This is a genomic window from Microbispora bryophytorum, from assembly GCF_006874465.1.
Taxonomy (GTDB): domain Bacteria; phylum Actinomycetota; class Actinomycetes; order Streptosporangiales; family Streptosporangiaceae; genus Microbispora; species Microbispora bryophytorum.
In genome coordinates this window covers 140,159-159,907 of record NZ_VIRL01000007.1, presented here as the reverse complement: position 1 = coordinate 159,907, position 19,749 = coordinate 140,159, and the positions used below count along the sequence as shown (strand labels likewise).

11 protein-coding genes are annotated in these 19,749 nt (G+C 70.0%); 8 read left to right on the top strand and 3 right to left on the bottom strand.

Features of this window, described 5'->3' with window-relative positions; translation table 11 throughout:
• The first annotated feature begins 339 nt into the window (after window positions 1–339).
• Both FLX07_RS15930 and FLX07_RS15925 read left to right on the top strand, forming a co-directional pair.
• Complete coding sequence (locus FLX07_RS15930; protein WP_167748258.1) at window positions 340–8,583, top strand: DNRLRE domain-containing protein; 8,244 nt, start codon at window positions 340–342, stop codon at window positions 8,581–8,583.
• Window positions 8,584–8,594: 11 nt separating this feature from the next.
• On the top strand, window positions 8,595–9,107 hold the full coding sequence (locus FLX07_RS15925) for a hypothetical protein (protein ID WP_142571552.1): 513 nt from the start codon (window positions 8,595–8,597) through the stop codon (window positions 9,105–9,107).
• A 40-nt stretch (window positions 9,108–9,147) separates the two neighbouring features.
• Here the strand turns inward: FLX07_RS15925 and FLX07_RS15920 are convergent, their stop codons facing one another.
• Complete coding sequence (locus tag FLX07_RS15920) at window positions 9,148–9,465, bottom strand: AAA family ATPase (RefSeq protein ID WP_223853437.1); 318 nt, start codon at window positions 9,463–9,465, stop codon at window positions 9,148–9,150.
• Between the two features lie 323 nt (window positions 9,466–9,788).
• Between FLX07_RS15920 and FLX07_RS15915 the strand changes: the two genes are divergently transcribed.
• From FLX07_RS15915 to FLX07_RS15900, 4 genes are all read left to right on the top strand, one after another.
• Window positions 9,789–11,810 carry a glycosyltransferase family A protein gene (locus FLX07_RS15915; RefSeq protein ID WP_142571550.1) on the top strand — a complete coding sequence of 674 codons (2,022 nt, stop codon included), beginning with the start codon at window positions 9,789–9,791 and terminating at the stop codon, window positions 11,808–11,810.
• 429 nt (window positions 11,811–12,239) lie between these two features.
• Window positions 12,240–12,869, top strand: coding sequence for a DALR anticodon-binding domain-containing protein (locus tag FLX07_RS15910; protein WP_229689784.1), 630 nt, complete (start codon window positions 12,240–12,242; stop codon window positions 12,867–12,869).
• Between the two features lie 129 nt (window positions 12,870–12,998).
• Window positions 12,999–14,408: a diaminopimelate decarboxylase gene (gene lysA, locus FLX07_RS15905; protein ID WP_189105002.1), complete on the top strand. Its 1,410-nt coding sequence runs from the start codon at window positions 12,999–13,001 to the stop codon at window positions 14,406–14,408.
• A gap of 42 nt (window positions 14,409–14,450) precedes the next feature.
• A complete protein-coding gene (locus tag FLX07_RS15900) occupies window positions 14,451–15,758 on the top strand; it encodes a homoserine dehydrogenase (protein ID WP_142571548.1) in 1,308 nt (435 codons plus the stop codon).
• Window positions 15,759–15,835: 77 nt separating this feature from the next.
• On the opposite strand, the gene FLX07_RS15895 is transcribed toward FLX07_RS15900, so the two are convergent.
• Window positions 15,836–16,969 (bottom strand): Vgb family protein, encoded by a 1,134-nt coding sequence (locus FLX07_RS15895; RefSeq protein ID WP_208762229.1) that lies wholly within the window; start codon window positions 16,967–16,969, stop codon window positions 15,836–15,838.
• A 158-nt stretch (window positions 16,970–17,127) separates the two neighbouring features.
• Complete coding sequence (locus tag FLX07_RS15890; RefSeq protein WP_142571547.1) at window positions 17,128–17,766, bottom strand: hypothetical protein; 639 nt, start codon at window positions 17,764–17,766, stop codon at window positions 17,128–17,130.
• Window positions 17,767–18,050: 284 nt separating this feature from the next.
• Between FLX07_RS15890 and FLX07_RS15885 the strand changes: the two genes are divergently transcribed.
• A complete protein-coding gene (locus tag FLX07_RS15885) occupies window positions 18,051–18,641 on the top strand; it encodes a hypothetical protein (RefSeq protein ID WP_223853436.1) in 591 nt (196 codons plus the stop codon).
• The gene (locus FLX07_RS15880) at window positions 18,634–19,656 is read left to right on the top strand and encodes a COG1470 family protein (RefSeq protein WP_142571546.1); all 1,023 of its coding nucleotides are present in this window, start codon (window positions 18,634–18,636) and stop codon (window positions 19,654–19,656) included. Before FLX07_RS15885 ends, FLX07_RS15880 begins: the two co-directional genes overlap by 8 nt.
• Window positions 19,657–19,749 lie beyond the last annotated feature (93 nt).

The following is a 19,749-nucleotide window of genomic DNA, read 5'->3' as shown; positions in this document are numbered from 1 at the left end:
GGCGAAATGGAGATCGTCACCTCTTGATCCCCAACTTGGTGCTGTTGTACGTTTCTCCGCGTTTGCCGATCTTCCCGGTGAGTGCTGTTTTGCGGGGCTGTTCCACCGCACTCTGAATGTGACGAAGGTGTCGCCAATAGAGGGCGTTTTCCGCTTCTGTCCGTGCGATTGTCTTCTGGGGTGTGACGAGCCATGCGGCGTAGCCGTCTTGGGCGCGATTTCGTGCGCCTGTTTGTCCGGGTGACCGTGGCGATTCAGGTGGCGTTGTTATCGAATTTGATTTTTCCCGGAATCGCGCGGGCGGCGGCGCAGAGCGGTCCGCCTCTCGTCTCGGTCGACTTGCCGAGCGGCGAGGCTCCCAAGCAACTGACGGGCACGGCCGGAGGTCTGCCTCATCTGGTCGACAGCGCTGTCACGCGGTCGGAGGGCCTGCCGGCGCGGAAGACCGCCGAGCGTCCGAAGGGCAGCCTGCCGGTCGAGCAGCGGCACAAGACGTCCGGCGAGCCGGCCGAGGGCGGGCTCGCCTCCCCTCCGCCGTTGCCTTCGGACCTGAGACCCTCGCCCGCCCTGGACGCCGAGAGGGCGGCGCGGGATGCGAGTAAGCCGGCCGCATCGGAGGAGAGGACGGAAATCGACACGGCGCTGGCGAAGGCGCGGCGCACCGAGTCCCAGGTGCTGGTGGAGAGCGCGACGACCGAGGACTCCCGGACCTACGCCAACAGCAACGGGACGCTGACCACTCAGGTCACCGCCGCGGTCGGCGAGGACACCTACGTGGAGACCACCGAGTACCAGAACGGCAGCTACCAGCTCGGGTCCGGTCATCCCTCTTCCTCCTCGCTGTGGGTGGGAACGAGTGCCAATACCTACGAAACTCCCACCAGCTATGTGCGGAATCGGGCGTTTTTGCAGTTCGACCTGTCGTCCGTACCCGCGGGCGCCATGGTGACCGCCGCCGAGATGAAGCTGTGGAATACCAGCTCCAACGCGTGCAGCAGCGTTTCCGTGAAGGCCTCCATGGTGACGGAGTCGTGGTGGTCGGACATCGCCTGGTATGACCAGCCGGAGGCTGACTGGTCGGAGATCTCCGGGGTTAACGTTTCCTCATCGTCATGCGGCAGTTCCAGTCCCAGAGCGATGAAGTGGGACGTCACCGACATGGCGATGGATTGGGTCTCCGGTTGGTCCGAAAACAATGGGGTGCGACTCACCGGTCCGGAGGGAACGAGCAGTCAGACACGGTCCTTCGCATCCGTCGAATCGTCCAGGGACCCGGTGCTTACCGTCACATATGAGCCACCGAACACCGCGCCGACGGTGGCGGCTCCGCAGATCGCTCCCAAGGTGACGGCGGAGACCGGCGGGGTGGTGACCTCGCTGACGCCAGTGCTGTCGGCCGTGCTGTCGGACGTGGACGGCGGCAGCCTCAGCGGGGAGTTCCAGGTGCAGGTGGGCAGTTCCCTGGTGTGGAGCGGCACCGCCAGCGGAGTCGCCGCCGGGGGCAAGGCGACGGTGGCCGTCCCCGCGGGGAGGCTCTCGGACGGGCAGACGATCCAGTATCGAGCCCGCGCCAACGACGGCTCGGCCTACTCCGCGTGGTCGGCGTGGCAGACCGCGCGGGTGACCGCCATGCCGCTGGACACCGTGACCTTCCAGCAGTTCGCCCCGGCGGACAACACGCAGGTCGGTTCGCTCACGCCGGCGCTGTCCGCGTACGCCCAGGCGCCCGGCGAGGCGGCGACGTCGTACTGGTACCAGGTCTGCGCGGGCCCCAAGGACGACTGGACCTGGTGCGAGTCGTCGACCTGGGTCAAGGGCGCGTGGGCGGTCCCGTCCGGCAAGCTGCAGTGGGGCAAGACCTACTGGTGGTACGCGCAGGCGGCGACCAGTGCGGCGACGGCGACGTCGTCGTGGCGCAGCTTCACCGCGGTCCCGGAGCAGGACTCGATCAACGCCCTGCTGGCCGCGGGCACGGACGGCCGTGAGTTCAACCACGTGACCGGCGACTACACCCACACCGAGACCGACCTCACAGTCGCCGCGGTGGGGCCGCCGCTGTCGGTGGTGCGCACCTACAACAGCCTCGATCCCCGCACCGACGGGGCGTTCGGGGCGGGCTGGACCACTCGGTGGGACACCCGGCTGGAGAACGAGCCGCTCAGGTCCACTGTTCTGGTCACCTACCCCGACGGGCGTCAGTGGCGGTTCGCGGCCAAGGGCGACGGCACCTACGCGTCTCCGGCGGGCACCTATGCGGCCCTGGCCACGCAGAGCGGGGGCGGCTGGCGGTTGATGGATAAGGAGTCCACCTCCTACTGGTTCGATTCCGCGGGACGACTGGTCAAGGTCACCGACAGCCGGGGCCGCACGCAGACCCTGCAACACGACACGGACGGGAAGCTGGCCAAGGTCACGGGGGCGGGCGGGCGCTCGCTGACCTTCACCTGGAGCGGCGGCCATGTGACCGGTGTGGCCTCCGACGCGGTGGACGGCGCCCCGATCACCTGGACCTACACCTACGACGGGGACCACCTCGTCAAGGTCTGCCCGCCGTCGTCCGACGGTGCCTGCGCCCGCTACGAGTACGGCGACCGCTCCCAGTACCGCAGCTCGGTCATCGACGGCAGGCCCGTCGGGTACTGGCGGCTGAACGAGACCGGCACCGGGATCGGCACCGCGATCGGCAACGACATGAAGTCGATCTCCGGCGTCGGCGACGCGAAGATCGCCGGGAGCGCCACGGACGCCACCGGCGGCGCGCAGGCCCCGTTGGACGGCTCGTCCGACACGGCGATGACGTTCAAGGGCGCGAGCGGCTCGGCGTACGTCTCCCTGCCGGCCGGAGTGATCAACGGGCTGGGCGGTGACACCACGATCGAGGCGTGGTTCAAGACCACCGCTTCGGGCACCATCCTCGGCTACCAGAACTCGGCCACCGACGCGCCGAGCCTGTACACGCCGGCGATCTACGTGGGCACCGACGGCAAGCTGCGCGGTCAGCTGTGGACCGGGACCGTCGCTCCGATCACCTCCGGCACGGCCGTCAACGACGGAAACTGGCATCACGTGGCGCTGTCGGGCGCCAGGACCAGCCAGACCCTTTACCTGGACGGCCAGCAGGTGGGCACCCTGGCCCAGCAGATCACGCACCTGGGCCAGTGGGACGCCCGGATCGGGTACGGTTTCGGCTCCTCCAGCTGGCCGCGCACCGTGAGCTCCAGCCGGGCCTTCCCCTTCGCCGGCTCGATCGACGAGGTCGCCGTTTACAACAAGCCGCTGCGCCAGGAGCAGATCCGCACCCACTACCGCACCCGGCAGGTCCTGCAGCAGCTTACGAAGATCACCAAGGCGTCGGGCCGCGTCGCGGCGGTGAACACCTACGCCGCCGACGGTGGACGCCTGCTGACCCACACCGACGTGAACGGCGGCCTGTGGAAGCTGTCGTCCCCCTCGTACACGAAGGACTCCACCGGGGCGTCCCTGGCCACGATCACCGTCACCGACCCACGCAACGGCACCCTGACCTACGTCAACGACGCCTCACGCGACGACCGCCTCGTCTCCTGGAGCGACCAGCTCGGTAAGACGACCAGGTACGACTACGACACCGGGGGTTTCGTCGCGAAGTTCACCGACCGCAACGGCATCGCCTCGCAGTTCGCCAACGACGCGCGCGGGAACCTCCTCGCGAGGACCGTCTGCCGGACGAGCGGCTCGTGCGGCACGGAGTACCTCACCTACCACGTGAACGCCGACGACCTGTTCGACCCCCGCAACGATCAGGTCGTCGAATACCGGGACCGCCGGTCGTCGGACGAGGACGACGACACCTACCTCACCACGATCGAGTACGACCAGTACGGCGACAAGGTCAAGCAGACCGGGCCGGCCACCGGAGGATTCCCCTCCGGGCGGGCCGCTGGCTGGGCCTACACCGACGGCACCGAGCAGGCGGAAGGCGGCGGCACGACCCCGGCAGGCCTGCTGAAGAGCGAGAAGAGGCCGAACGGCGCCGAGACCACCTACCGCTACAGGTCCAATGGCGACCTCGCCGAGACCACGGACGCGGCGGGCCTGGTCACCCGCTTCGGCTATGACGCCCTAGGCCGCAAGACCAGCCAGACCGTGGTGCCTGCGGCCGAACCGGACGGTGTGACGACCAGCTACGCCTACGACGGTCTGGGCCGCGTCGTGAAGGCGACCGGTCCCGGCGTCGCCAACGAGGTCACCTCCGCCACGCACACCGCCGAGGTCCGCACCGCCTACGACGTGGACGGCAACGTCCTCACCTCCACGCTGGACGACCTCACCGGGTCGGACCCGGACCGTGTCACCACCTACACGTACGACACCCTGGGCCGGGTCAAGACCATGACCGGCCCCGAGGGCGGCATCACCCAATACTCCTTCGACGCCACCGGCGCGCTGGTCTCCGCGACCAGCCCGGCAGGCACCCTGCTGCAGTTCGGCTACACCCCGCGCGGGGAGAAGGCCACGATCACCGTCAAGAACTGGACGGGCAGCCTGACCGCCCCGCAGCCGGCGACCGACGTGGTCCTGGCGTCCTACGCCTACGACCCCGGAGGCCGGCTGGCCTCGGAGACCGACACGATGGGCCGCACGACCCGGTACACCTACTGGGACGACGACCTCGTGTCCCAGAAGATCGCCGACGACGCCCGCCTCAACGGCTCCACCACACCACGCGACGTCGTGCTCGCCTCGTACGAGTACGACTGGGCGGGCAACCCCGTGAAGACGGTTACCGGCGGCGGAAAGACCAGGACTGACTACGTCTACGACGCCGCCAACCTGCTCACCTCCCAGACGTTGGACCCTGGCGGCCTCGGGCGCAGGGCCAGCTACGGGTACGACGCCAACGGCAACGTCATCTCCACGACCAAGACCGCGGCGGGCACCTCGCGGACGGAAAGAGCGAGGGCGGAGTTCGACGACGCCAACCGCAGGATCAAGCAGGTCGTCGAGAACGGCGAGACCGACCTGATCACCAGCTGGAAGTACGACGACCGGGGGCTGGTGACCGAGGTCACCTCGCCGCGCGGCAACGCGTCCGGCGCCGACCGGTTCGACCACACGACGCTGAACCGATACGACGCCGTCGGCCGACTCGTCGAGACGAAGCAGCCGCCGGTCGCGGTCGAGCATGGAGGCGGGTCTCCCGCCGACCAGCGGCCCGTCATCCGCTACGGCTACAACACGGCAGGTGAGCAGACCGACGTCCTCGACCCCGAGGGCCGGGCCGGCTCGGCCGAATACGACCGGGCAGGACAGCGGACCTCGCAGAAGTCCCCGTCGTACACCCCGCCCGGCGGGAGCGCGATCACTCCGGTGACGGCTTACGGCTACGACGCCGCCGGCAGGCTGACCACGATCACCGACCCGCGCGGCAACGTCACCACCAACACCTACGACGCCCTCGACCGCCTGGTCCGGGTGACCCAGCCGCCCGCTGCCGGCGGCGCGACTCCCGGCCACACGGACTACACCTACACCCTCAACGGCGAACTGCTGTCGATCACCGACCCGACCGGTGCGCGTAAGGAGGCGACCTACGACGACCTGGGCCGCCAGATAACCTCGACCGTCATCGAGCGCCAGCCCACCACGGCCACGCTGACCTCGTACTCGACCTACGACGACGCGGGCAATCTCCTCACCGAGAAGCGGCCCGGCGGGGACACCACCACGGCGACCGTCAACCCCGCCGGTGAGCTCACCCAACTCACCGACCCACTGGGCGACACGACGACCTTCGACTTCGACCTGGCGGGACGGCAGACCAAGGTCACCGATGCGCTCGGCGACACCGACAGCATCACCTACGACCTGGCCGGGCATCCCACCGCGGTCAAGGAGCTGGACACCGGCGGCGCGACCGTCCGCACCCGCTCGATCGGCTACGACCTCGACGGCAACCCGACCAGCCGCACCGACGCCGAGGGCCGCACCGTCACCTACGACTTCGACGCGCTCGGCAGGATCACGCGGATGGTGGAACCGGTGAGCGACAGCGAATCGATCACCACGTCCGCCGGGTACGACGCGGCGGGCGCCCGCACCCGGTACACCGACGGGCGGGGCAACGCCACCATCACTACCTATAACGGCCTCGGGCTGGTGGAGTCGGTGATCGAGCCGTCCACGACCCAGCACTCCGATCTGGCCGACCGCACGTGGACCACGAGCTATGACGCGGTGGGCAATCCCGTGAAGCAGCTCGAGCCGGGTGGGGTCACCGTCACCAATACCTTCGACAGCCTCAACCGGCTGACCCAGCAGGCCGGCAGCGGCGGCGGCTCCGCCCCCACCGCGCCGAAGACCTTTGGCTACGACCTGGCAGGCCGCGCGGTCTCGGCCGGTGACCTCGCCTTCACCCTCAACGACCGGGGTCAGATCCTCAAGACCGCGAAGGGCGGCGTGGACCAGGCGACCTTCGGCTACGACGCCAACGACCGCCTGGTCCAGCGTGGCGACGCCGCGGGCACCACGACCTTCACCTGGGACGGCAAGGACCGGCTGAAGACCACCGCCGACCCGCTCACCGGCGTCACCGTCAGCTACGGCTACGACAAGGCCGACCGGCTCACCTCGGAGACGTACGGCGAGGGCGGGTCGCAGCGCAGCTATGGCTACGACGCCCTGGACCGGGTGACCAGCGACGTGCTCAAGACCGGTGGCGGCGCGGATCTGGTGTCCATCACCTACGGGTACGACAAGGAGGACCGCCTGACCTCCAAGGTCACCTCCGGAACCGCGGGCGCCGGCGGCAACAGCTACACCTACGACTTCGCCGGGCGGCTCACCTCCTGGACCGACCCGTCCTCGGCCACGACCACCTACGAGTGGGACGCGTCGGGGAACCGCACGCGGGCGGGGAACGACACCTTCACCTACGACGAGCGCAACCGCCTCACCTCCGGCGCAGGGGTCAGCTACACCTACACCCCGCGCGGCACGCTCGCCTCGGCTTCCAAGGACGGGGCCGTCAGGGCCTTCTCCTTCGACGCGTTCGACCGGATGGTCGGGGACGGGAACGCCGACTACACCTACGACGCCCTCGATCGCATGACCGGCCGCACCAAGGGCGGCGCCACCACCACGTACGTCTATGCCGACATGAGTAACAACCTGGTCGCGGTCACCGACGCCGCCGGAGCGGCGCGGGAGACCTACAGCCGGGGCGCCTTCGGCGACGTCCTGTCCGCCAAGATCGGCACCGGCACGGCCCAGTTCCAGATGGCCGACCGGCACGGTGACATCGTCGCGGCCTTCACGGCCGAAGCCATAAGCCTGGCCGGCTCTACCGCCTACGACCCCTTCGGCAAGGTCACCACCAGCACCGGCACCCAGCCCCAGCTCGGCTACCAGAGCGAGTGGACGGACACCGACACCGGTCAGGTCAACATGCACGCCCGCTGGTACCAGCCCGGCACCGGCACCTTCACCAGCCGCGACACGGCGAACCTGGATCCGGTGCCGTCCGTACAGGCCAACCGCTACACCTACGCCGGCGCCTCGCCCCTGAACTACATCGATCCCACCGGGCACCAGCAGGTGGAGGTGTGCCTGTCCGGCTTCTCCTGCGGAACAGGGCTCATCTGCTCCGGTGACACCTGCCATGAGACCGACTCTCATGCGCGGTGGTTCGAACAGTATGTGAATTCTCCCGGATACGCCTTCTACCACCAGTCGCTGCTGTCGGACGAGGCGATCAAGAGGCTCGGGTACAAGTACATGCCCACCGGACAGGCCGTCGAGGAGGGTGTGCCCTTCTATCAGATGAGCGCGCGTGCCCAAGAGCTGTACATGATGGGCTATTCGCCGCGGCTCACTCACGACGAGAACCTCACGCTGGCCGTGGATGCGATGGTCGAGGCCGGGGACTACAGCGGATTCGAGATATTCATGGCACTGCCCAGCGCGGGCGTGGCCGGCAAGAAGTACGGCGCATCCCCCAAGAGCGTTTTCAATGCGTTGAAGGCGAACAAGAAGCTGCAGCAGTCACTGCAGTCGTGCCATGCGGAGCTCAGCAGCCAGAGCTGTAAGGAGCTCATCGCCAGGGAATGGTTGAATCTGCGGGAATGGATGTGCCAGGACGTCACCACCCACCCCTGCGCGCCGAGCAACATCGCCAGGACCGCCAGTAAGGTGGGTGGTCTTCCGCTCGAGCTCACGATGTTCCTCGCGAACACGAGTCCGCTGCTGAGCATGAAGAAATTCAATCAGGAAGTGGTGAAATGGGCGAAGAGTGAGGGAGCCACTTGCGGGAAAGACGCCCCGTCCGGCCTCACTGTCTGCAGCGGGCTCACCAGCGGGGTGCATTTCGGACGTGGCGGAACCACCGTGGGGTCGGTATTCCTGGTTCATGCCCCGCTCTACAACCTCTCCCGGACGCTGCTGAACCATGAGGCCGAGCACATGCGCCAATGGGACTTCTATTATCGGCAGACCGGGTTCTGGCCCACCTATTTGGTCTACTATATCTACGACAATCCGCTCGACCCCTGTGTGAACACCTACGAGCAGCAAGCCGAGAAAAAGGGCAACACCTATCACTGCTGACCGGGAGTGACATGGATCGACAGTTCCGCCTCGGCCGGGGGCGGTTGGTAACGGAGTTACTCGTCCTTTCGTCCTGCGCGCTGCTTCTCGCGGCGTGTGGCAGGCCCCCGCTCGCAGACGAACTCCCCCGGCCCGTCGCGGTCGGACGCACGGCCGAGGGGGAGATCAGGCTGGTGGTGCCGCTGTGCGAAGGAGAGGCGATCAAGTCCGTCGAGGTGCAGAACCATCGAACCGCACGCCCGATTTGGCGGGTGTCGAGACCGGCCAGGTCCGAGGAGCAGCAGGAGGTGATCGTCCTGGGAGACGCGCACGGCTTCACGCGAGAGGACGTCCCGCTGCGGTCGCCCCTGCCGGCCAACATGGGCGTCACCGTCGAGTTGGCGGACGGCCCTCCGCTCGGGTCCGGATTTCTCCTGAAGGACGTGCCGGAGGACTTCGCCCGGACGGACCGCGTGCTGACCATCGACGACGAGAAGGTCCCGGAGGAGGAGTTCCGGCGCAATGCCGCGGCCGAATACTGCTAGCTCGGCCGGGGCGGGTGCCCTTGCGGCTGATGATCCACCTTCACGACGCGGCCCTGCCGGGTTTCCGCGGACCGAGCACTCGCGCGGATCCGGTGAGCAGGAACCGCCCCGGCCGGGGGTCGGTGTCCACCTGTTCTTTGATGGACAGCATCAGTTCGGGTACGCGCTGGATCTCGTCGATCACCATCAGATCGGGGAACGCCACGAAGCCCGCGGGATCCTCCTGCGCTGTCTGGCGAACGACCGGGGTGTCCAGGCTGCGCCACTCTGCCGTCCGTTCCTTGGCGAGGAGGCGCACAAGGGTGCTCTTGCCGCTCTGGCGGGCACCGTTGATCAGTACGACACGGGTGTCGCTCAAGGCGTCCGCGGCAGGCTTTTCCGCGTGTCTCGGAACCACTCGGCCGAGAGGGGTCCGCGAAGGGCCTTTCACCAGCTCAGTATGGCATTCCGGACCCTCCTCGTGGAACAACGGTCGCATGCTCGGTGGCCGTTTGGTCGCTGGTGTCGTGGTGATTTGGTCGCAGAGTCTGTGGCGATCTGGTCGCGAGGTTCGTGGGCCACCGGTCGCGGGGTGGTGTGGCGGAGGAGGTGGACGAGGTCTCGGCTCTGCCTGAGAGCGATCAGGGCGTTCTGCGAATATTGTGACTCTGGTCCTGAAGGTCTACCGCGGAGTCAGCCCTTATGAGCGAGGTAAGCGAGCCGGCAGCCGGACAGCCCGAGCGGAGCGACCCGGCGGCGCTGCGGCAGGCGCTGGCGGAGGCGGTGGAGCGGGCCTCCGGCGCGGCGGAGCTGGCCCGGCTGATCACCGACTACCAGCGGCGGCTGGAGGAGGTGGCGCGCTCGGAGGCGGAGGCGCTGACGAAGATGCGTGAGGCCGAGGCGCGGCTGAAGACGGCCGAGCGGCAGAACGCGCAGCTCGCCAAGCAGCTCGCGGAGCAGAAGTACCAGACCGAGGTCGCCAACTGGAAGTTCGCCTCGCTCCAGGAGAGCCGGTGGAGCAAACTCGGCGACGCGATCCACAGCAAGAAGCCCGGCACGGTGGCCAGGACGCTCAAGGCGCCGATCAGGAAGCGCCCCGCGCCCAGGCGATCGGACTTCAAGCCCGAGATCCCCGCCGTCCCCGAGATGAAGGCGGCTCCCGCCGCGCCCGAGCCCAAGGCCCCGCAGGTCTCCGCGCCGCTCGCCGAGTCGTTCACGGTCCCCAAGGGCCCGACGGCCCGGCCGTACATGACGGTCGCCGCCATCGTGGACCGGCAGACCGAGGCGCTGCTGCGGTATGAGTGGCGGCTGGTGACCAACTTCGGCCCGGACAACTGGGAGGCCATGCTCGACCAGCAGCAGCCGCACGTGCTGTTCGTCGAGTCCGTACGGCCCGGCCCCCGCCAGGGCAACGGCGGGCGCTGGCTGGAGGCGCTGGCCGGGGAGACGCGGGCGCTGCGCGACCTGGTGGCGGCCTGCCACAAGCGGGGGGTCAAGACGGTCTTCTGGCACTCCGGCGGCGCGGTGTCGCGGGCCGTTCCGGCGGCCGAGCACTTCGAGTACGTGCTGGCCACCACCGAGGCCCGCGCCCGCGAATGGCGGTCGGCGCTGCGGCACGACCGCGTCGGCGTGCTCCCGCTCGCGATCCAGCCCCGCGTGCACAACCCCATCCCCGCCGAGGGCGGCAGGACCGGGGAGATCGCCACCCTTGGCACGGTCACTCCTCCGGCCGGCGGCGCGGCCTGGCAGCCGCTGGCGGGGCAGGACGACGACACGACGGCGTACGACGACGTGCTGACCGCCTACCGGCGGCCGGCCCTGGTGATCGCGGGCGCCGACGCCGAGCCGAGAGCGATAGAGGAGGTCGCGGCCTGCGGCACTCCGGTGCTCCAGGTGCGAGCCGGGGCCAAGGGCGAGGAGATCCTCGCGGCGGCCGAGGTCCTCATGGCCGACGCCGGACACCTGGCCAGGGAGGCGCATCTCGCCTGGCGGGCCCGCACCAGCGTCACCCCGCTGCTCGACCCGGTCCTCGACACCCTCGGCGTGCCGAGCGTGCGGGGCAGCGGTGCGATCACGGCGATCACCGCTGTCTCCGACCCGGCGGAGCTGGACCGCCTGCTCGCCCAGGTCACCCGTCAGGTGGAACGGCCCGGCCAGATCGTGGTCGTGGCGGACGGCCTGGACGCGGGTCTGGTGGACAAGACGGTCCGTCAGTCGTGCCCGGACGTCGACGTCGTGGTCCGCGCGACCCAGGAGCCGGTCACTCGGGGCGCCGCTCTCGATCGTGCGATCAGGCTCGCCGACGGCGACTACGTCGCCGTGCTCGACGCCAGGGACCTGTACGGCGAGCACTACCTGGCCGACCTCGTGCGGCACTTCGCCTCCACCGACGCCGAGGTGCTCGGGAAGGCGTCGTTCTACGCCCACCTGCCGCAGACCGGCGCGACCCTGCTGCGCCAGCCAGGGGCAGAGCACCGGTTCCTGCCCGAGGTGGCCGGCGGCACCGTCCTGGCCCGCCGTCAGGTCCTCACCGGCCTCGGCTTCGCCGACGTCTCCGAGGAGTGGGGCGAGGTCCTGATGCGGCAGTGCCGTACGGACGGGGTGCGGGTCTACTCGGCCGACCAGTACTCCTACGTCTGCGTCCGCGACTCGGCCGAGGGCTCGCTGCTCGGCTCGGCGCGTCTGGAGGGTTACGTCCCAGCCGAGCCCCTCGCCCTCATCTAACCCCCCTCCCTCCCCACCCCTCGTGATCTTGTAGTTTGTCGCATGGATGGGCCGTCACCTGCACCGATCCCTTTGATGATCATGCAAGTGTGCGCCGCTATGCTTCGTGACCTGGCGTTATCGCCGCCGTGATCTTGCGATTGCAGGATCACGAGTCGTGTTTCCCCTGCTGGGCCCTCTGGCTGTGTCAATTCTGCAAGATCATGAAAGGTGAAGGCCCAGCTCGGCGGGGATGTGTGCAACGAATTACAAGATCACGGGGGTGGGGGGTGTGGGGTGATTATGGAGGCGTTGTGTGGCGTCCTTGGCGCGCCGCCGGTGCCGCAGGGGTCGTGGGAGCGGGACGCGTGGTTCGTCTCCACGGCGGCGCTGCGGGGAACGGCGGAGGCTACGGGTGTGACGTCTCGGGGAACGGCGGAGGCTACGGGTGTGACGCCTCGGGGAACGGCGGAGGCGCCGGCTGAGGTGGCGGAGCGGCTGGCCGTACGGCTGCGAACGGTGCCCGGCATCCGGCGGGTGGACGTCCGGCCCAACGGCTTCCTCGTCATCGGTGTCGCCACCCCCGGAGAGATCGTCGAGGACGTGCTTGCCGCCCCGGTCGCCGCGTCCACACCTGCCGAGGGCTCTGCGGCGCCGTGGCCGGACTTCCCGCGCACCTGGGACAACCCCGGTTTCGCCGTGCGGTACGCGTACGTGCGGGCGGGTGCCGTACAGCGGTGGGCGCGCGACCTCGGCGTGCCGGCCGGTGCGGCGGCAGGTGTTGCGGCAGGTGCGGCGGTGCGGCCCGAACTGCTCGACGGCCCGTTCGACCGGGCCGTGCTGCGGGTCCTGGCTGAGCTGCCGAGCAGGAGGGACAGCCGCGACCCGGGATGGGCGGCCTATCTCGAACGGCTGGCCGAGGTCTACCACGCCGCCGTCGAGCGAGCGTCCCCGATTCCCAGGGGCGACGAGCCGCCGACGGAGGTCCACGCGGCCCGGGTGCGGATGGGGGAGGCGGTGCGCCGGGTGCTCGGCGAGGGACTGGCGGAGCTCGGCGTCGCCCCTCCCGGCAAAATCTGAACAAAACCGGCGGTTCGCTGAAAGTGCTGTCGCCGATGACTCTGCGGATGTGAATATCTTCCGCCGGGGCCGTCTCGCAGGGTGAACAGCGGGCGCGAGTGAATCGCCGGGTCGGCTAGCCTCGTTCGGGTGAGTCGATTCGCCCACCCTGCCGGCGACCTGCACGCCGCCTCAACGATCGTCGCCGTGACCGCCGGACTGCCCGAGGAGCGTCCGCAGCAGCACGTGCCGGCCGACCTCAACGCGCTCGAACCGGCCATCTGGCCGCGAACGTCCGGCCGGGCCGACGGAGCCGTCACGATCGGCGGAATCGACGTGCGCGACCTGGCGAAGGAGTTCGGCACGCCTCTGTACGTCGTCGACGAGGAGGACTTCCGCTCACGCTGCCGCGAGTACCGGTCCGCCTTCCACGACGGCGAGGTCCACTACGCCGCCAAGGCGTTCCTGTGCCGCGAGATCGCCCGCTGGATCGACCAGGAGGGCCTCGGCCTCGACGTGTGCAGCGCCGGTGAGCTCGCCGTGGCGCTCAGCGTCGGCTTCCCGCCCGAGCGGATCACGATGCACGGCAACAACAAGTCGCTCGCCGAGCTGGACAGGGCCGTCCTGGCCGGCGTGGGCCACATCGTGGTCGACTCGTTCGAGGAGATCGCCCGCGTCGGCTTCCTCGCCGACCAGCACGGTGTGCGGCCGAAGGTGATGATCCGGGTGACCGTGGGCGTCGAGGCGCACACCCACGAGTTCATCGCGACCGCTCACGACGACCAGAAGTTCGGCCTGTCGCTGAGCAGCGGCGCCGCCGCCGAGGCGGTGCGGCGCATCCTCGCGCTGCCGCAGCTCGAACTGGTCGGCCTGCACTCCCACATCGGGTCGCAGATCACCGACACCGGCGGTTTCGAGGTCGCGGCCCGCCGCCTGGCCCGGCTGCTGGTCGAGATCAAGGAGGAGCACGACGTGGTGCTCCCCGAGCTGGACCTCGGCGGCGGATACGGCATCCCGTACGTCGTGGGCGACGAGTCGCTGGACGTCAAGGTCATCGCGGACGGCCTGCGGGAGATCGTCGCGAAGGTGTGCGAGTCGGCAGGGCTGCCGGTGCCGCGCCTCACGGTCGAGCCGGGCCGGTCGATCGCCGGAGTGTCCGGCGTGACCCTGTACGAGGCCGGTACGGTCAAGGACGTGGAGGGCCTGCGCACGTACGTGAGCGTCGACGGCGGCATGAGCGACAACATCCGCACCGCCCTCTACGGCGCCGACTACACGGCCGTGCTCGCGTCCCGGGTGAGCCAGGCGGCGCCGATGCTGTCGCGCCTGGTCGGCAAGCACTGCGAGAGCGGCGACATGGTCGTGCGCGACCTGTACCTGCCGGGCGACCTGGCCCCCGGCGACCTGATCGCCGTCGCCGGCACCGGCGCCTACTGCCGGTCGCTGGCCAACAACTACAACTATCTGCCCAAGCCCGCCGTCGTCGCGGTGTCCAACGGCCAGGCGCGGGTCATCATCCGCAGAGAGACCGAGGACGACCTGCTCAGGGGGCAGCTGTGACAGGCCGTCCCGGACAGTCCGGCGGCGAAGCGAGGAGGGGTCGTGACTAGAGCCAAACCGGCGCTCAGGGTCGCGCTGCTGGGCTGCGGCGTCGTCGGGTCGCAGGTCGTGCGTTTGCTCCACGAACAGGCCGACGACCTCGCCGCCCGCGTCGGAGCCCCGCTCGAACTGGCCGGCGTCGCCGTACGGAGAATGGGCCGCAAGCGGGACGCCGACGTGGACCCCGCCCTGCTCACAACCGACGCGGAGGCCCTGGTCACCCGCGACGACGTGGACATCGTCGTCGAGGTGATCGGCGGCATCGAACCGGCCAGATCACTGATCCTCGCCGCGATGGCACACGGCAAGTCCGTGGTGAGCGCCAACAAGGCGCTGCTGGCCGAGGACGGCGCGACGATCCACCGGGCCGTCCGTGAGAACGGCGCCGACCTGTACTTCGAGGCCAGCGTCGCCGGGGCGATCCCGCTGCTGCGCCCGCTGCGCGAATCGCTGGCCGGCGACCGGGTGCGCCGCGTGCTGGGCATCGTCAACGGCACCACCAACTACATCCTCGACAAGATGGACTCCACCGGCGCCTCGTTCAACGACGCTCTGGAGGAGGCCCAGGCGCTCGGGTACGCCGAGGCCGACCCGACGGCCGACGTCGAGGGCTTCGACGCCGCCGCCAAGGCGGCGATCCTGGCCGGCATCGCCTTCCACAGCCGGGTGACGGCCGCCGACGTGCACCGCGAGGGCATCACGGAGATCACCGCTGCCGACGTGGCCTCGGCCAAGGGCATGGGATACGTCATCAAGCTGCTGGCCATCTGCGCCCGCTCAGACGACGGCCGGTCGGTCGGCGTCCGGGTGCATCCCGCCATGATCCCGAGGTCGCACCCCCTGGCCGGCGTGCGCGAGGCGTACAACGCCGTCTTCGTGGAGGCCGAGTCGGCCGGGCGGCTGATGTTCTACGGCGCGGGCGCGGGCGGCGCGCCCACCGCCAGCGCCGTGCTGGGCGACATCGTCGCCGTGGCGCGCAACCGCATCGCCGGCACCCGCGGGCCGGAGGAGTCGACGTACGCCGACCTCAAGGTCCATCCGATGGGCGACAGCGTCACCCGCTACCACGTGTCGCTGGACGTGGCGGACAAGCCGGGTGTGCTCGCCCGGGTGGCCGAGATTTTCGCGAGCCACGACGTGTCGATCCAGACGGTGCGGCAGGAGGGCCGGGGCGACGACGCCCAGCTCGTGCTGGTGACCCACCGGGCCAGCGACGCCGCCCTGTCGGGCACGATCAAGGACCTGCGTGACCTGAACATCGTCCGCGCGGTCGCGAGCGTCATGCGGGTCGAGGGCGACGACACGCCCTGACGCCGAGGACGGACGCTCTGTCCGGAGAACTCCCGGGTGCTCCACCCGGGAGTTCCCGCTGCCGCGTCGCGGTCGGACTACAGGGTGATCTTCGCGATCTGGTCGACGTAGTTCTCGGTGAGCCAGACGTTGTCGTCGGGCCCACTGGTGATGTCGAAGGGCCCGGCGAGGGTGGTCGGCATGTTGTACTCGATGATGACTCCCGAGGTGGTGACGCTGGCCGCCGCGTTGCCGAGTTGCTCGCTCACCCACAGCCTGCCGTCGGAGCCGCTGGTGATGCCCCAGGGGAAGGCGTTGGAGTCGTCGAGTGAATACTCGGTGAAGTCGCCGTCCGTGGTGACGGAGCTGACCTTGCCGTTGGCGTCGGCGTACCACAGGTTGTCGTCCGGCCCGGTGGTGATCCCTATGGGCGTCGCCCCCGAGGAGGGGATGGCGAACTCGGTGATGTCTCCGTCCGGGGTGATCTGGCCGATCTTGCCGACGAACGACTCGGTGAACCACAGGTTGCCGTCGGGACCGGACGTGATCCGCATCGGGTAGGCGTCGGCGGTCGGCAGGGCGTACTCCGTGATGGTCCCCGAGGTAGTGATCCGGCCGATCTTGTTGCCGATCGTCTCGACGAACCACAGGGCGCCGTCGGGGCCCGCGGTGATGCCCCAGGGGTAGGATCCCGCGTTGGGCAGCGCGTACTCCGTGATGGTCCCCGAGGTGGTGATCCGGCCGATCTTGTCGCCGGTCGCCTCGGTGAACCACAGGGCGCCGTCCGGTCCGGTGGTGATGTGCCCCGGCTCGGGGTCGTCGGTCGGCACGGCGTATTCCGTGAAGTCCCCGCCGGTCGTGACGCGCCCGATGTTGCCGGCGTAGTTCTCCGTGAACCACAGCGCGCCGTCGGGACCCGAGGTGATGCCGACGGGCCCGGACGTATGGGTCGGGGTGTCCAGCTCCGAGACCGTGGGGACCCGGGCGGCGTCGCCGGAGCCGGATGTCCTGGCCCGCGGGCGCGGCGGGTGGAGGGGACACCGCATGTGCCGGTGCTCCGGCATCCGCTTCAGCTTCTGGCAGATCCGCACCCAGGGCGGCGGAGGCTTCGGGCGCTCGCCCGGCCCGGCGGCGGCCCCGGCGGGCAGGCCGGTGAACAGGGGCGCGGCCGTCGCCAGGGCCAGCGCCATCGCCGCGAGCGGGCGGCGGAGGTGTCGTGAGAAGCGGGGCATGGCATTCCTTCGGCTGAGGAGCGACACGAGACGCCGGATCGGAAGCCGTGCCGCCGGCCCGGCGGGCCTCACTATCTCCGACCCGCCCGACCGGCCGCCGAGCCGTCGCGTCCGTGGCGGGTCACGAGACCCTCAACTCCTGTGCGGAGCGGGGACGGTCAGGCGACCGAGTGCGTGATGGTCCCGGTGTAGACGCCGGCGGCGGCGTTGGACGGGATGGTGATGACCAGGGTGGGCTGCCAGCTCGTCGACATCGGCGGCGCCTGCTTGCGTCCGCTGAACGCGACGACCGGCGAGGTGAGGGCCACCCGGCTGGCCGCGATGGGCTCACCGGGATTGCGGGTGCCCACGCCGGACGACGCGGTGACCGGCCCCGACCAGTAGGCGATGTTCGCCGTCGTGATCGTCTGCGCGGGCGTGCCGCTCCCGGTGGTGAAGTTCGTGGCGGACACGGTCGCCGTCCACGGAGGGATTCCTGCCCTGGAGTCGGTCACGGTCACCGTGCCCATCGAGGCGCTGATCGTGCCGCCCCGGGAGCCGCTGCCGAGGCTCACCGAGCCGGGCACGGTGATCGTCAGCGGATCGGCCCGCAGGGGCACCAGCGCCGTTCCCGTGCCGGCCTGCGCCGCCGTTCCCGTGCCGGCCTGCGCCGCCGGTGCGAGGTCGGGCACGGCGGACAGCGAGGCGGACAGCGAGGCGGACAAGGAGGCGGGCAAAGAGGCGGACAGCGCGACCGGCAGGGTGGTCGACCCGGCCAGCGTCGCCGTCACGATCACCCCCACACCGACCTGCCGCATGTGTGACCTTCCTCGTCGTCGTGCCGTCGTCGCGCAGCCGCGCGGCAAGATCTCGCGGCGAACGACCCACGGCAGGCTAGGACACCCGGAGGGCCCTCTTGCTGTCGCCACGCCGGAACCAGCCGTAACCGTGGACAGCGGACCGCGCGTCTCCGCCGGTCGTCATCTGATCACAAAGGGTCTCCAGACGCCGGCGTAAGAACCCTGTCGTACGCCTCGGACCGGCCAGGATGTCACCGACCGCGGCCCGCACGAGGCGGCGCATCCTCGAAGGAGATCGGCAGATGGGCAACAGGAGTGTCGCGGCGCCGTCGGCGGCTGTCGCAGGGCTGGCGCTGGTCACGGCGCTGACGGTGGCCACGACGGCGCCACCCGCCCTGGCCGCCACCTGTCCCGCCTCCACGACCTGCCCCACGACCGTCACCTTCACCGTCACGAATCCGGGCGGGCTGACGATCAACGTTCCCGACGGTCCCGTCAGCATCGGCAGCGGGGTACCGGGGGGACAGATCAGCGGGGCGCTCGGGCCGATCACGGTGTCCGACCAGCGCGCGGCGCTCGCCGCGACGTGGGAGGCCACGGCGTCGGGCACCAGCTTCACCACCGGCGGCGGCACCCCTGCGGAGACCGTGCCTAACACCGCGGTCCTCTACTGGTCCGGCGCGGCGACGGCCACCACCGGCACGGGCACGTTCGTGCCGGGACAGGTGGACGCGGCCGCCGCCCAGTCGCTCGACGTGACGCGCACCGCGTTCAGCAAGACGAGCGGCTCCGGCGTCAACTCCGCCACGTGGGACCCGACCATCGTCGTCAACGTGCCCGCCCAGGCGGTGGCGGGCCTCTACACCGGCACGGTGAACCACTCCGTTGCCTGACCGTTCAGCCAACAGGACCATCGCCGCGAGTCTGCTCGCGATCGTGCTGCACGCGGTGGTCGCCGCGCCGTCGGCGGCCGCCGACGGCGCGCACGGGCACCGCCAGGAGAGGTTCGGCATCCGCCTGCTGGAGATTCCCGAGAACCGTCTGGACGACCCCCGCTCGCACGCGTTCATCGTCGACCACGTGAACCCCGGCACCACCTTCACCCGGCGTCTCGAAGTCTTCAGCACCTCGCCACAGCGGCAGCACGTGAGCCTGTACGCCGCCGCGGCCCGGGTCGGCGACGAAGGCTTCACGTTCGCCCCCGCCCGTACCGCGAACGAGCTGACCTCCTGGATGACGCTCAACCGGACCTCGGCGGACCTGCCGCCGCGCGGCCATCTCCCGGTGACGGTCACCGTCGCGGTGCCGTCCACGGCTTCCAAGGGTGAGCGCTACGCCGTCATCTGGGCGGAGATCTCCTCGCCCTCGCCCGGCCCGTCGGGCAACGTCGCGCTGGTCAACCGAGTCGGCGTCCGCACCTACCTGGACGTGGGCCCGGGCGGCGAACCGCCGACGAGCTTCCGGATCGGCGAAGTGACCGCCGGGCGCGCCGGCAACGGGCAGCCGCGGCTGGTGGCCGAAGTCGGCAACACGGGGGAGCGCGCCGTCGACCTGGAGGGCGAGGTGCGGCTGTCGGAGGGGCCGAGCGCGCTCAGCGCCGGGCCCTTCCGCGGCACCCGCGCCGTCACCCTGCCTCCCGGCGGCCACGGTCAGGTGACCGTGCTGCTGGGCCACGACCTGCCCGCCGGGCCCTGGAAATTCCGGCTCACCATGCGCAGCGGCCGGGTCAGTCATACGGCCACCGGGACGATCACCTTCCCCGCGGCCGGAGAGCGGGCGGCCGCGGAGGACGACCCCAGCGTGCCGGTCCTCGCCGCCTGCGCGGCCGTGGCCATCGCCGCCACGGTCCTCCTGGTCGTGAACCTGCGCAGGTTCCGCCGCCGCCCCTTGGACGGCGAAGCGGCCTGACCCGCTCGCCGGCCGTACGGGCACCACGCCTTCGGGGCGAGGGGCGGGTCAGCGCCCCGCCAGGACACTGCGGACCGCGTCGAGGGCCTCCTC

Excerpts from the sequence above, each read along its gene's own strand:
- FLX07_RS15925 (WP_142571552.1), top strand. The coding sequence starts at position 8,595 with ATGGATCGACAGTTCCGCCTCGGCCGGGGGCGGTTGGTAACGGAGTTA.
- FLX07_RS15915 (WP_142571550.1), top strand. The coding sequence starts at position 9,789 with ATGAGCGAGGTAAGCGAGCCGGCAGCCGGACAGCCCGAGCGGAGCGAC.
- FLX07_RS15895 (WP_208762229.1), bottom strand. The coding sequence starts at position 16,969 with ATGCCCCGCTTCTCACGACACCTCCGCCGCCCGCTCGCGGCGATGGCG.
- FLX07_RS15890 (WP_142571547.1), bottom strand. The coding sequence starts at position 17,766 with ATGCGGCAGGTCGGTGTGGGGGTGATCGTGACGGCGACGCTGGCCGGG.
- FLX07_RS15885 (WP_223853436.1), top strand. The coding sequence starts at position 18,051 with ATGGGCAACAGGAGTGTCGCGGCGCCGTCGGCGGCTGTCGCAGGGCTG.